The 12,897-nt window shown below is 66.8% G+C and carries 15 protein-coding genes; all 15 read left to right on the top strand.

From position 1 onward, the window contains the following. Nucleotides 1-3: 3 nt before the first annotated feature. The 15 genes from EXR94_13195 (at nt 4) to EXR94_13125 (ending at nt 12,818) form a co-directional block, all read left to right on the top strand. Entirely contained in the window at nt 4-717 is a 714-nt protein-coding gene (locus EXR94_13195; protein MSR03672.1) for a hypothetical protein, read from the top strand. After that, a complete protein-coding gene (recJ, locus tag EXR94_13190) occupies nt 678-2,438 on the top strand; it encodes a single-stranded-DNA-specific exonuclease RecJ (protein MSR03671.1) in 1,761 nt (586 codons plus the stop codon). Before EXR94_13195 ends, recJ begins: the two co-directional genes overlap by 40 nt. Continuing rightward, nucleotides 2,435-2,953, top strand: a complete 519-nt coding sequence (rsmD, locus tag EXR94_13185) for a 16S rRNA (guanine(966)-N(2))-methyltransferase RsmD (protein ID MSR03670.1) — start codon at nt 2,435-2,437, stop codon at nt 2,951-2,953. Before recJ ends, rsmD begins: the two co-directional genes overlap by 4 nt. Beyond that, complete coding sequence (locus EXR94_13180; protein MSR03669.1) at nt 2,950-3,432, top strand: pantetheine-phosphate adenylyltransferase; 483 nt, start codon at nt 2,950-2,952, stop codon at nt 3,430-3,432. The genes rsmD and EXR94_13180 overlap by 4 nt, the downstream gene beginning before the upstream one ends. Before the next feature lie 352 nt (nt 3,433-3,784). Continuing rightward, nucleotides 3,785-4,681, top strand: a complete 897-nt coding sequence (locus tag EXR94_13175; protein MSR03668.1) for an anti-sigma factor antagonist — start codon at nt 3,785-3,787, stop codon at nt 4,679-4,681. Nucleotides 4,682-4,719: 38 nt separating this feature from the next. Beyond that, the gene (locus tag EXR94_13170; GenBank protein ID MSR03667.1) at nt 4,720-5,145 is read left to right on the top strand and encodes an ATP-binding protein; all 426 of its coding nucleotides are present in this window, start codon (nt 4,720-4,722) and stop codon (nt 5,143-5,145) included. A 14-nt stretch (nt 5,146-5,159) separates the two neighbouring features. Beyond that, nucleotides 5,160-6,713: a GAF domain-containing protein gene (locus EXR94_13165; GenBank protein ID MSR03666.1), complete on the top strand. Its 1,554-nt coding sequence runs from the start codon at nt 5,160-5,162 to the stop codon at nt 6,711-6,713. 11 nt (nt 6,714-6,724) lie between these two features. Then, nucleotides 6,725-7,528 (top strand): ribosomal RNA small subunit methyltransferase A, encoded by an 804-nt coding sequence (gene rsmA / locus EXR94_13160; protein MSR03665.1) that lies wholly within the window; start codon nt 6,725-6,727, stop codon nt 7,526-7,528. A gap of 15 nt (nt 7,529-7,543) precedes the next feature. Beyond that, complete coding sequence (locus EXR94_13155) at nt 7,544-8,164, top strand: redox-sensing transcriptional repressor Rex (GenBank protein ID MSR03664.1); 621 nt, start codon at nt 7,544-7,546, stop codon at nt 8,162-8,164. Nucleotides 8,165-8,187: 23 nt separating this feature from the next. Then, a complete protein-coding gene (locus tag EXR94_13150; protein MSR03663.1) occupies nt 8,188-9,423 on the top strand; it encodes a hypothetical protein in 1,236 nt (411 codons plus the stop codon). Then, the gene (locus tag EXR94_13145; protein MSR03662.1) at nt 9,420-10,271 is read left to right on the top strand and encodes a 3'-5' exonuclease; all 852 of its coding nucleotides are present in this window, start codon (nt 9,420-9,422) and stop codon (nt 10,269-10,271) included. The genes EXR94_13150 and EXR94_13145 overlap by 4 nt, the downstream gene beginning before the upstream one ends. A 276-nt stretch (nt 10,272-10,547) precedes the next feature. Beyond that, a complete protein-coding gene (locus EXR94_13140) occupies nt 10,548-11,348 on the top strand; it encodes a serine/threonine protein kinase (GenBank protein MSR03661.1) in 801 nt (266 codons plus the stop codon). 264 nt (nt 11,349-11,612) lie between these two features. Beyond that, nucleotides 11,613-12,242: a translation initiation factor IF-3 gene (locus tag EXR94_13135; protein ID MSR03660.1), complete on the top strand. Its 630-nt coding sequence runs from the start codon at nt 11,613-11,615 to the stop codon at nt 12,240-12,242. 15 nt (nt 12,243-12,257) lie between these two features. Further along, nucleotides 12,258-12,452, top strand: coding sequence for a 50S ribosomal protein L35 (locus EXR94_13130; GenBank protein MSR03659.1), 195 nt, complete (start codon nt 12,258-12,260; stop codon nt 12,450-12,452). 15 nt (nt 12,453-12,467) lie between these two features. Further along, nucleotides 12,468-12,818, top strand: coding sequence for a 50S ribosomal protein L20 (locus EXR94_13125; protein ID MSR03658.1), 351 nt, complete (start codon nt 12,468-12,470; stop codon nt 12,816-12,818). Nucleotides 12,819-12,897: the final 79 nt, after the last annotated feature.

The following is a 12,897-nucleotide window of genomic DNA, read 5'->3' as shown; positions in this document are numbered from 1 at the left end:
TCAATGCACGCTGAACTTGCAAAACTGCTCGATCTGCAGACCAAAGACCTCACGCTGCTCGACGCCGATGTTCGCCTCAAGGCGATTCTCGACGAGGTGGCGCGCCTCGACACCGACCTCGAGGCCGGCCAGCGCGACATCGCGTCGGCGCGAAAGCGCCTGGATGACGGGGTCAAGAAGCAGGAGGATCTGGAAACGCGGATCGAGGGCTTCCGGTCGATCCAGGACAAGCGCCGGCAACGGCTCGAGTCCGCCAAGGGAGCCCGGGAGGCCCAGGCGGTCATGACGGAAGTCGAGATGGCCCGCTCGGTTCTCGCGAAAGAGGAAGGCGACTGGGTTCGGACCGCGGAGGGCGTCCACGATCTCGAGCGGAGCTTGAAAGCCGTCGAAGAGCGGGTGGCGGCGTTGGAAGTGGCGCAGGTGGCGGATCGGGAGCGGTTGGCCACCGAGCGGTCGTCGATCGAAGTGGAACGCGACGCCGCCAAGGCCGCCCGGGAGGGAAGCGCCGCCGTGATCGAGAAGGTCGTTCGGGCGCGGTACGACCGGCTCCGGTCGGCGCGCACCGTGGCGGTGGTGGTCGCCCTCCGGGGCGAGGCCTGCGGCGCCTGTTATACCTCGGTGCCGCGGAACCGGCGGACCCAGATTCGGGCCGGGATCCTGCTCGACGATTGTGAAGCGTGCGGGGTCATTCTCTACGCCGAGGAGTTCGAAGGTTGAGGCAACTCCCGCCGCGGTGGATCGTGCAGGCCACGCCTGATCCGGAGGCGGCCGGCCGATTGGCGGAGGCCATTAAGGTCCCGCCGCCGTTGGCGCGATTGCTGGTCCAGCGCGGTCACACGACCCCGGAGGCCGCCAAGGCGTTCCTCCGTCCCGACCTCGACCGGCTGACCGACCCGCTCGCCCTGGCGGGGATGGCCGAAGCCGTCGAGACCATCGTCCGCCACATCAAGACCGGCAACCGGATCTTGGTTCATGGCGACTACGACGTCGACGGACAATGCGCGGCGGCCTTGCTGACCCGCGGATTGCGAGCGGCCGGCGCCGACGTCGAAGGGTTTGTCCCCCATCGGATGGAGCACGGCTACGACTTCGGCCCCGCCGGTTTGGCCAAGGCCGTGGCGATCGGCGCCCGGCTCGTCGTCACCTGCGACTGCGGGATTACGGCCGTCGACACGATCCGCGCGGCCCGGGCGGCCGGTCTCGATGTGGTCGTCACGGACCACCACTTATTGGGACCCGAAGCGCCGCCCGCCAACGCGATCGTCGATCCGCAGCGACCCGATGACACCTCGGGGCTCGGTTCGCTCTGCGGCTCCGGGATTGCGTTCAAGCTGGTGCAGGCCGTGGCCCGAGCGTTAGGTCTGCCGGCCTCGCTGGCGTTCCATTTCCTCGACTATGCCGCGGTGGCCACCGTGGCCGACGTGGTGCCCCTGGTCGGCGAGAATCGGATTTTGGTTCGCCACGGGCTCAAATTGCTGGCCACCTCGCGGTGGCCGGGGCTCCGCGCCCTGATGACGGTGGCCGGCATCACCGGCGAGGTCCGGGCCTCCCAAGTCGGATTCATCCTGGGGCCCCGGCTGAACGCGGCCGGCCGAATCGGTGATGCCGCCGACGGCCTTCGACTCCTGCTCTCGGACTCGGCGGAGGAGGCCGCCCAAATGGCCCGGCGTCTCGAAGAGTTGAATGTCGAACGCCAAGCCCTCGACCAGCGGATTCTCGAGCAGGCCATCGACCATATCGAGCACACCATGGATCTCGACCGGACGGCCGGGTTGGTGTTGGCCTCCGATGAGTGGCACCCGGGGGTCGTCGGCATCGTGGCTTCGCGGGTCGTGGAGCGGTTTGGCCGGCCGGCGTTCTTGATCGGCCTCTCCGGCGACACCGGGAAAGGCTCCGGGCGGAGCATCAGTCGTTTCGACCTCCACGGCGCCCTCGGTGAATGTGCGGATTTGCTGGAGCGGTTTGGGGGACACCGGATGGCCGCGGGGGTTACCGTTCGGCGCGACCGGTTGGACGCGTTTCGGGCCCGGTTTGCCGAGGTCTGCGCCAAGCAACTCGATCCCGCCACGCTGGGCCCCGAGCAGCGGGTCGATCTCGAGCTCGGATTAGGCGAGGCGTCCGAAGAGTTGGAGCGGCTCTGCCGGCACCTCGAACCCTGTGGGATGGGGAACCCCGGTCCGGTGTTTCTGGCCCGGGATGCCCGGCTGGTCGACTGGAGCTATGTGGGACAAAAAAGCGAGCATCTCCGGGGTACGCTCAAAGATGACGCCGGAGGTCTGGCCGCCATCGGCTTTCAGTTTGCCGATCGGGTCCAATGGCTCAATAGCACCGATTCGGTCGATGCCGCTTTTCGGCTCGAACGGAACGAGTTCCGGGGCCGGACCAGCCTCCAGGCCCGTTTGGTCGGGCTCGCACCCGCGGCCGTCTCCGCGGTGTGACCCGGGTCATTGCCGGGGAGTTCGGTGGACGGCGGCTGACGGTGCCGGCCGACGACCGGGTCCGGCCCACGGCCGACCGGGTGCGGGAGGCGTGGTTCAGTATCCTCGGGGCCCAAGTCGAGGGGGCCACGGTGGTCGATCTGTTCGCGGGGAGCGGGGCGCTTGGCATCGAAGCATTGTCTCGGGGCGCCAGTACCGCCACCTTCGTAGATCTCAATCAGCGGTCGTTGGCGGCCATTCGGGCCAACATCGCGGCGTTAGGTCTCGCCGATCGGACCGAGGTCGTTCGGCAAGATGCGCTGCGATTCGTGGCGGGGCCACCGACGGTCCGGTTTGATCTGGCGCTCGCCGACCCGCCGTACGGGCTTGGGCTGGCCGAGCGACTGGCCCAATCGTTTCGCGAGGCCCCGTTTGCGACGCTGCTCTGCATCGAACACCGGAAGACCGAACCAGTGAACGGGGACGAGACCCGAGTTTATGGAGACACCGCGGTGACTTTCCTTGGTGGGCTATGAGCCGGATTGCCCTGTATCCAGGATCCTTCGATCCCCCGACGAAGGGCCATCACGATCTGATCCGCCGAGCCGCCCGGTTGGCCGACCGGGTCGTGGTGGCCATCGCGGTCAATCCGGCCAAGCAGCCGTTGTTCTCGGTCGAGGAACGACTCGACCTGCTCCGCCAAACCGTGGGAGAGGTGCCCGGCGTGGAGTTTGCCCATTTCGAGGGGCTCCTGGCGGACTACGCCCGCCGGATCGGCGCCGGATTCGTCGTTCGGGGCCTCCGGACCGCCGGCGACTTCGAGTACGAGCTCCAAATGGCGCTGATGAACCGCCAATTGTGGTCCGGCCTCGAAACTGTGTTCTTGGCTCCGGCATCGGACCTGACCTATGTCAGCGCCAGCCTGGCCCGGGAGGTGGCCCGGTTCGGCGGTGATGTCAGCCCGCTCGTCGATCCGGCAGTGGCCGCGGCCCTGGTCAAACGGTTTGCCCGATGAATCATTTCGATGAAGTCCAGAGCCGGGCCCGCGGACGGGGCATTCGGATCGTGATGATCGGCCAGGGCGACGGATCGCTGGAGTCCGCGGCGGCCCTCCTGGCCGCCGACGGGACGGCCGTCGTCACGATCGTCGGCGACGGGGGCATCATCCCGGACAGCGATCCGAGGCTCGGGCGGGTGGCCGCGGCACTGCGAGACCGGTGGCCCGAGCGGGTTCGGGACGGCATTCATGCCCTCGACCTGGCCACCAACCCCCTGTTGTTCGCGATCGGCCTGACCGCCGGCGGTGATGCCGACGTCTGTTTGGGTGGGACGGCCATCCCACTCGATGCGTTGGAGGAAGCGGGCCGATGGCTTCGGGGGCCGGAACGGGGCACGGCCGGACGGGGCCACCTCTCCTACCTGCTCACGACCGACCGGCGGCTCCTCACGCTCGTCATTCCCGACTCCGCCGGGCCGCTCGACGCCAAGATGGTGGCGCGGCTCGCCCTCCAGGCGTCGGACCATCGGACCCGGGTCATCGGCGATCAATCCCGGGTTGGTTTCTTGGTAGCCCCCCCGAGCCAGGATGCGAGCCACGCCGACGCCGAGCTCGCGCTGGCGGAGTTTCGGCTGCTCGCGCCCGGCATTGCCGCCACGGTGGAGTGGAACTGGACCCTGGACTCGGGGGCCACCGAGGCGGGGCGGTTCCGGTTTGGGCCCAACGTTCTGATATTCCCCGATCCGATCTCCGGCCACTTGGCCGAGTTGGTGCTGCGGGACGCCGCCGATCTTCGGACCTGGGGCCCGCTGCTTCCCGGCTCGACCTGGACCCTGGCCGGCGTGCCCGAGGGCGCGTCGCCGGCCGATATCGTGGCGGTCGCGACGCTCGCGGCCGCTGGAACCGCCTCTGCCTAACGATGGAAATCAAGATGAATTTCAAGAAATCGACCGCCGGGCAAGGTGTCACCGTCATCCGGGTCGAGGGCCAGCTCGTCGTCGGCAACCGGCAGGAACTCAAGGGCCTGATTCAGGAGGGGCTCGAAGCGGGGGAACGGAAGTTTCTGGTTGATTGCTCCGGGACGCCCTACATCGATTCGTCTGGTCTGGGCGCCTTGGTCACGATTTCCAAGAAGGTCCGGGAAAGCGGCGGCGAACTGCGCTTGGCCGGACTCAATAGCGACCTCCAGTCGTTGTTCGAGCTCACGAAGCTCGACACCCTGTTCGTCATCGCCCCGTCGGTCGCCGACGCCCTCGCGACGTTCTGATCGTGCCGGCTCCGTCCCGTCTGTCGGTCTCACGCTCAGTGCTGGATGCCTCCACCGACCTGGTGGCGGTGGACCTCGCCATGCCGAGTGATGTGGGCGAGGTTGAGCAAGCGGTCGAACTGATGGCCCGCCATTGCTTCGAAGGGAGCCCGCCCTCCGAGCGGACCGCGTTCCGGCTTCGGGTTACCTTGGCCGAGGCCCTGAGCAACGCCATCCTCCGCGGCAACCTGGAAGACCCCCGCAAGTGTGTTTGGGTTCGGGCCGAAGTGTCGCGGACGGTGATTCGGTTGTCGGTCCGGGACGAAGGATGCGGGTGCGAGCCGGGCCGCCGGGCCTGTTCAACCTTGCCGGAAGATCTCGAAGACGACGGGGGCCGCGGCCTCTTCATCATCAACCAGCTTGCCGACCAAGTCGAGTTCAACGACCAGGGGAATACCATCTGGATGACGCTGCCGCGCTGCTGAGGCGGCTCAAGCCGGTGCTCGACGCGCTCGACGGAACCACCGTCTGGCCCGATCGGCTCTGGATGACCGAGGCCCAGGCAGCCTGTCTGGTGCACGGGGCGGATCCGGGCTGGACGCCGGGCCTGCCGGCGGCCGCCGGTTTGGTCCTCACGCCGGACGGGCCCCGCTGGTTCGCGCCGGTGGCCGATGAGGCTGGTTTGTGGCTCGAGGGCGATTCCGGCCCCGCGGGCGCCTCGGGGCGGACGGCCACGGTGCTCGAAATCGTCGGCCACCTGCTGCGGGTCGAACGGGAAGTGGCCCGCCTGACGCAAGAACTCGCGAGCCGCTACGAAGAAATCGACCTCCTCTACACCATCAGCGAAATTCTCGGTCAGACCGTGCGGCTCGAGAAGGCGGCTCAAATCATCGTCCGCGCCGTGAGCAGCGTGGTCGGGGCTCGGCGGGCATCGATCGTGGTGCACGACGAAGGGAGCCGGGTGCTTCGAACGGTGGCATCCCTCGGGATTCCGCTCGGCCGGGCCGGTTTGATCGATCTCGACGATCCCCACTCGGTGGCCGCTCGGGTGTTCCGGGACCAGCGGGCCCTGATCGGCGATCCGCTCGATGCCGTGTTGGTCTCCGTCGGGAAGGAAGAGCGCGGTTATCAAGGCTCCGCCTTCATGAGTGTCCCGATTTGTTATGCGGCCCCCGGGGCGCCCTCGCGATGTATCGGGGTGGTCAACCTGACCGACCGGGTCGGCGGCGACCGGTTCGGTGCGACCGACCGGAAGCTGGTGATGGCCATTGCCAACCAGATCGGCGCCGCGCTCGAAAATGCCCGGTTGGTGGAGCGGGAACGGCACCAGGAGCGGCTCGAGCGGGAGTTGGAACTGGCCTCCCGCCTCCAGCAGAGCCTCCTCCCGAAACCCCTGGTGTTGGCTGGCATCGGTGATGTCGGCGTCCGGTGTCTCCCGCTCGAATCGGTCGGGGGCGATTTCTACACCTTTAGCCGACTGGGGCAGGGCGGGGTGGCGGTGATGGTCGGCGACGTGAGCACCCACGGGTTTGCCGCCGCGCTCCTGATGGCCTCGGCGGTGGCGGCCGCGGGCATTCACGTGGCCGCGAGCGCCGAGCCCGCGTCGGTCCTGGCCGCTCTCAAGGACACCCTGGCCGAGAATCTGGCGGAGTCCGAGCACTACCTCACCGTGTTCTTCGCTCGGATCGATCCGGCTCGCGAACTCTTGACCTTTGCCAACGCCGGGCATCCGCACGCGTTCCGGATCCCGGCCAATGGACTGCCCCGGCGGCTGGAGGCCACCGCGCCGCCGTTAGGCCTGAGCCCGGCCCCGATCGGCTCGGTCGAGGTGCCGTGGGTCCCCGGCGAGGATCTCCTCTGCGTCTGGACCGACGGGTTGACCGACGCGGCCAACGAGCGGGGCGAGCGGTTCGGCGAGTGGCGGATCCTCGAGGTGATCCGGGCCCGGCGGGCTGAGCACCCCGAGATGATCGTCACGGCCGTGATGGATCTGGTGGACCGCTTTGCCAGGACCCCGTCGGACGACCGGACCATTCTCATTCTCCGGGTGTAGGACTCGATCCCGTGCCCAAAAAAGCGCTGGGCCAACACTTTCTGTCCGATCCGCGGATTCTGGCCCGGATCGCCGGGGCGCTGCCGGCCGGGGCCGGCGCGGCCGTGCTCGAGATCGGGCCGGGGCGGGGGGCCCTGTCTCGCGCCCTGGTGAGCCGCGGGGTTCGCCTCACGATGATCGAGCGGGACCGGGACTTGGTGGCCGGACTCGCGCGGGAATTTCCCGAGTCGACCGTCATCGAAGCCGACGCGCTCGACGTCAACTGGCTCACGGCGCTCGGCGTACCCCCCGGGGGGCCCTGGTATGTTATTGGGAACATTCCCTACAACATCACGAGCCCCCTGATCGAGAAGGCGCTCGATCAGGCCTGGCCTCCGGTTGCCATCGTCTATCTGGTTCAAAAAGAGGTGGCGGTCCGACTCGCCGCCGAGCCGGGAACCTCTGAGTATGGGGCCCTGACCGTGGGGGTCGCGGTCGCGGCCACGGTGGAACGGCTCTTTACGGTACCGGCCGGCGCTTTTTGGCCGCCTCCCAAGATCGACAGCGCGCTCGTCCGGATCGTGCCCCGGAGCCCGGCGCTGGTTCGCGACGCCCGGTTCCGGCGCCTAGTGGTCGGACTGTTCGGGGGCCGCCGGAAACAGTTGGTGCGGGCCCTTCGCACCGTGCTCGACCTCGAGGATGGGCCCGCCCGCGGGTTGGTCGAGCGGGCCGGGCTCCGGACCGATCAGCGGCCGGAAACGGTTGGGGTCGAGGAGTTCGTCAGGCTGTTCCGGGTTGTCGTTGACGAAGGGATGGCCGATCCGTTAACTTTGTGAAAACTTTCACATGCCATGCGAACTATCGCCGACAACACCGTCCGACGTCTCTCCCTCTACCTCCTGTTTCTGGAGGACTTCCAACTCCACGGCGCCACGACGGTGAGCTCCGGAGCGTTGGCGGCACGAGGCGGGACGACGTCCGCCCAGGTCCGAAAAGACTTGTCGTTCTTCGGGTCGTTCGGCAAGCGAGGGCTGGGTTATTCGGTGCCCCAGTTGATTCGGCGGCTCCGCGAAATCCTCGGTCTCGGCCGGCGGTACCGGGTGGTCGTGGTCGGGGCCGGGAAGATCGGCAGTGCCTTGGCCCAGTATCGGGGCTTCAACCAACGGGGCTTCGATATTGTGGCGATCTTCGATAACGACCCGGCCAAGGTCGGGCAGCCATGGAACGGACTCATGGTGTCGGACGTCGCGGACTTGGAGCGGCAGGCCGCCGAGCTCAAACCCGATATCGCCGTCATCGTCACCCCGGGTGATGCGGCTCAGCCGATCGCCGATCGGTTGGTCCAGTGCGGCGTGGCAGCCATTCTCAATTTTGCGCCGGTGCCGCTCCAGGTTCCTGATGCCGTCGCCGTGAAGGCCGTCAATCTCGTGTTGGAATTGGAGGCGCTGAGCTACGCTCTGGCAAGCAAATAGAGGTCCCCGGTTACCTTCCTCAGATGCCGTCGGTTCATGTCACCTCCGAGATCGGTCCCCTCGAGACCGTGTTGGTTCATACCCCGGGCAAAGAACTCGAAGCCGTTACCCCGAGAACCCGCGAAGACTACCTCTACGATGATTTGATCGGGCTCGAAGTTTCGGTCCGCGAGCACCGGCGTTTGGTGGCGGTGCTCAAGAAATTTGCCAAGGTCCACGAGGTCGCCGACTTGTTGGCAGAGACCTTGGCCGGTTCCGAGGCGCGCGAGTTTCTGGTGACCCGGACCATGGATGTGGTGGCGTCTGAGCCGCTGGCCCAACAGCTGACCGCGCTCGCCCCGAAGGCGCTGGTCCGGATGTTGATCGAAGGGGTCGAAGAGCCGGGCGGGGCCATTTCCCGAACGGTCAACGAGGTCGGGTTCGTGCTGCCACCGCTGCCCAATCTGTTCTTTCCGCGCGATATCGGGATGGTCATCGGCGACCACGCGGTGGTCGGCTCGATGCGCTTCGGGATTCGCTGGACCGAAGAGCTCCTGATCAAGACCCTGTTCCGGTTCCATCCGGACCTGGCCAACGCGGGCATCCTGTACGACGGCTCCGAGGAGCGCCGGAGCAACTACACCCTCGAAGGAGGCGACGTGCACGTGCTCCGGCCCGACCTGCTGGTGGTCGGGTACTCGGAACGGTCGTCAACGGCCGCGCTCGATCTGCTCTGCGATGAGGCGTTCGCCAAGACCCGGGTCACCGATGTCGTCGTCGTGATCATGCCCAGAGAGCCGACGGCCATCCACCTCGACATGTTATTCACTCAGCTGGACCGGGACCTCTGTGCGGTTTATCCGCCGGCCTTCCTCGGTCCGGAACGGCTCACGATTCTGCACCGGCGCAAGGGCGCCAAGACGGTCCGGGAGCGGAGCGATCTGTTCACGGCGTTGAAGCAGGTCGGGATGCCGCTCGCGCCGGTCATGACCGGGGGCCATCACCGGTTGTCGCAAGAGCGGGAGCAGTGGGCGAGCGGCTGCAATTTCTTCTCAGTGCGTCCCGGCGTGGCGATCAGCTACCAGCGGAACGAAGTGACCCTGCGGGAACTCGAGAAGGCCGGCTTTGCGGTGGTGCCGAGTCAGGATTTTCTGGCTTTCGACGATTGGGACGAATCGCGCGGGCGAGTGGTCGTGACCATCCCCGGTGGTGAACTGGTCCGGGGTGGTGGCGGACCTCGCTGCATGACGCTGCCGATCCGGCGGGCCGACATCTGGTGACCGGCCTTTCGGCGGTACCGGCCGGCGCGTTGGCCGATCGGGCGATCGAACTTTTGCTCCGGGGGCCGGAGTCGGCCGCGGTGCTGACCCGTGACGTGTTCGGGATGGCCCGGGCTCCGGTGGCGGTGGCCGAACGGCTGGCGGTGGCGCTCCTCGGCGCCGATCCGCGGGTTCGGCGGCTGCCGGATGGCCGGTGGGGGCTCGTGGTGGGAGCGTCGGGTTCGCCGTTGATCGAGGAGACCGGATTCGCCGTGGTCGATGTCGAAACCACCGGCAGCCGAGCGGGCGGCAGCGATCGGGTCACCGAAGTCGCGGTGGCGGTGGTTCAGGGGAGTCGCTGCGAGATCGTGTTCGACAGCCTGATCAACCCGGAGCGGCCGATCCCCCCGATGGTGGTCTCGATTACCAAGATCACCGATGCGATGGTTCGAAATGCCCCGACCTTCGATGTCGTGGCCGATCAACTGGTGTCGGTTTTGGCCGGCCGAGTGTTCGTGGCGCATAACGTCCGGTTCGACTGGCACTTCGTCGGGTCGGAACTGAAGCGGGCCAAGTCGGTCGGGTTGGAGGGGCCGCGGCTTTGTACCGTGCGCCTGGCCCGGAGTCTGATTGTGGGATTGCCATCCTACGGGCTCGATGTGGTGCAGGAGTACTTCGGCGTTCCGAACCCCGCCCGGCACCGGGCCGGCGGGGACGCGCTCGCGACCGCCCTGGTGCTCCAGCGGCTGCTCGACCTGGCCCGGGGCACCGGCGCCCGAACCCTGGCCGACCTCGACGCCATGCAAACGAAGCGCAAAAAGCAGCGGAAGAGCAAACGCCGCCCCAGTGCTCCGGAGGACGCGTTCTGAGAGCGACCGAAGTGGTGCCTGGTTACCCGTCCCGCGTTCGAGGGGTCTGATGGAGACGCCGATGGTTCCCGCGGCGTTATCTGAAGCGCTGGCCGGCCGCTACACCCTGGAGCGTCCGATCGGGTAGGGCGGGATGGCCACCGTGTTCCTGGCTCGCGATGAGAAGCACGGCCGTCGGGTGGCGGTCAAGGTGCTCCGTCCCGACCTGGCTGCGAGTCTGGGCGCTGAGCGGTTTCTCCGGGAAATCGGGATCGCGGCCCAGCTCCAGCACCCCACATCCTCGGGCTGATCGATTCCGGCGAGGCCACCGGATTCCTCTATTACGTCATGCCGTTCATCGAGGGCGAGTCGCTTCGGGGCCGGATGGACCGGGGCCCAATGCCGCCGGAGGAAGTGGTGGCGTTGTCCCGGCAGGTGGGTGATGCACTGGAGCATGCCCACCGGCAGGGGGTCATCCACCGGGACATCAAGCCGGAGAACATCCTGCTGTCCGACGGTCACGCGATCGTCGCAGATTTCGGGATTGCCAAGGCGGTCACGGCGGCCTCCGACCGGTCGATCACTCGGACTGGGTTTCCGGTCGGGACGGTCGGGTACATGAGTCCGGAACAAGCCGCCGGGTTTGCCGAGCTGAACGAACGGTCCGACGTGTTCAGCCTGACCGGCGTGATCTACGAGATGTTGGTTGGCCAGGTGGCCGGGATCGTGGCCCGGGCGGCCGAACTCGATGCGTTGCCGACCCAGTCGGGTAACTTGTCGCTCGGCGGGATCCAGCAGCTTGCCGCCGACGTCGGCATCCCGCCGCAGCACGTCGAGCGGGCCGCCCCGCCCGGGAGTTGGCTCACCGTCCGGCCGCTCGCTTGGCGGACCGTGGGAACGCAGCACCAGCCCAGCCGGGTGGTCAGCGTTTCGATTTCCCCCGCCGGAGGCCGGACCCGGATCTTGATCGACGAGTCGTTGACGCCGACCGCCGGGGGGATCTTCGGGGGGCTGATGGGCGGGCTGGGCGGGGGGCGGCTTCATGGCGTTTGGGCTGAGCATGGGGGCGTTTCACGCGCCACTGATTGGCTTAGCTAGCGTGGTCACTGTGGTGGGGGCTCGTTCCTAGGGGCCCGGAACCTGTTCCGCCGAACCAGCGTCAAACGAAACCGGCAGCTCGAGGAGATGGCCGACCGGATGGCCGGTCATATTGCCGACACCAATGCCAGGGCCGGCCGCGGCCGGTCACCACGCTAGGGACGCGCCCGGTTGACGACCGGGCTGTAACTCGTTACCATTGTGGGCGTTGAAAGCGGAGGCCCGACGAAGGCTTCCCACCCTGAGCCCGATGCAGAGCAGGACATGCGCGGCAAGTGGGTCCACCAATTCGCTCGCGGCCGCCGTGCCGGGAGCGTTGTGGACACCCCAGCCGCCTGGGGTGTTTTCGTTTTTTACCAGGAGGAACACCAACTGAGCACCAACGAGCGCGAGCGCAGGGTTCGGATCAATCGGATGATCCGGATCAGTCCGGTTCGAGTCATTTCCGATGCGGGCGAGCAGTTGGGAGTTTTGGCAGTCGAAGATGCGTTGGCCATGGCGGAAGAGAAGGGGCTCGACTTGGTCGAAGTCGCCCCGATGGCCCGGCCGCCCGTGGTCAAGATCATGGACTACGGCAAGTACAAATTCGAGGAAGCCAAGGCGGCCCGAGCGGCGAAGAAGAAGCAGCACGTGATCGAGGTCAAGGAAATCAAGTTCCGGCCCGGGATCGACGATCATGACTTCGACTTCAAGGTCCGGCACATGCGCGAGTTCTTGAAAGAAGGCAATAAGGTCAAGGTCACGATGATGTTTCGCGGCCGGCAAATGGCCCGGCTCGATCTTGGCAAGGCCGTGCTGGACCGAGTGGCGGAGCAGTTGGTGGATGTTGGAAAAATTGAGTTCGATGCCCGGGTCGAGGGTCGGACGATGACGATGGTCTTTGGACCGAAGTAACTAGGGAGACAGCCGATGCCGAAGCAGAAAACCAAACGGGCCGCGATGAAGCGGTTCAGTTTCACGGGAAGTGGCAAGATCAAGCGGGGGAAAGCCAACCGCCGCCACATTCTCACCAAGAAGACGCGGAAGCGGAAGAATGCGCTCGGGAAGCCGGCGCTGGTCAGCTCTGCCGACTTCAAGCGTGTCGAACGCTTGCTGTTGGCCTAACGCCGGAGACACACGATGCCTCGCGTAAAAAGCAATGTGGCGCACCATGCGCGCAAGAAGAAGGTCATGGAAGCCGCCAAGGGTGCCTACGGCGGCCGGAGCAAGCTCTACAAGGCCGCCAAGGAAACCGTCGAACGGGCCATGCGGTATGCGTACCGCGACCGGCGGAAAAAGAAGGGCGACTTCCGGACCCTCTGGATTACCCGGATCAACGCGGCCGCCCGGATTCACGACCTCTCGTACAACCGGTTCATCTCGGGCCTCAAGAAGGCCGGCGTCGAGATCGATCGGAAGATGCTGGCTGAGATGGCCGTGACCGACATGGACGCGTTTGCACGCTTGGCGGAGTTGGCCAAAGGGGCCTGAATCGGCGCGCGCGACCTGATCTGTTCGATCTGACCTCCCCCGCGGGCGCCCCCTTTGGTGATCGCAGGGGAGGATCGTT

This window comes from Gemmatimonadota bacterium (assembly GCA_009692115.1).
In the GTDB taxonomy this organism is placed as follows: domain Bacteria; phylum Gemmatimonadota; class Gemmatimonadetes; order Gemmatimonadales; family GWC2-71-9; genus SHZU01.
The sequence above is the reverse complement of the archived record's forward strand: the minus strand, read 5'-3'. Positions and strand labels throughout refer to the sequence as shown.

Coding starts and splice junctions, on each gene's coding strand:
- EXR94_13135 (MSR03660.1), top strand. CDS start 11,613: ATGCGCGGCAAGTGGGTCCACCAATTCGCTCGCGGCCGCCGTGCCGGG.
- EXR94_13150 (MSR03663.1), top strand. CDS start 8,188: ATGCCGTCGGTTCATGTCACCTCCGAGATCGGTCCCCTCGAGACCGTG.
- EXR94_13175 (MSR03668.1), top strand. CDS start 3,785: ATGGCTTCGGGGGCCGGAACGGGGCACGGCCGGACGGGGCCACCTCTC.
- EXR94_13195 (MSR03672.1), top strand. CDS start 4: ATGCACGCTGAACTTGCAAAACTGCTCGATCTGCAGACCAAAGACCTC.
- EXR94_13180 (MSR03669.1), top strand. CDS start 2,950: ATGAGCCGGATTGCCCTGTATCCAGGATCCTTCGATCCCCCGACGAAG.
- EXR94_13155 (MSR03664.1), top strand. CDS start 7,544: ATGCGAACTATCGCCGACAACACCGTCCGACGTCTCTCCCTCTACCTC.
- EXR94_13125 (MSR03658.1), top strand. CDS start 12,468: ATGCCTCGCGTAAAAAGCAATGTGGCGCACCATGCGCGCAAGAAGAAG.
- EXR94_13130 (MSR03659.1), top strand. CDS start 12,258: ATGCCGAAGCAGAAAACCAAACGGGCCGCGATGAAGCGGTTCAGTTTC.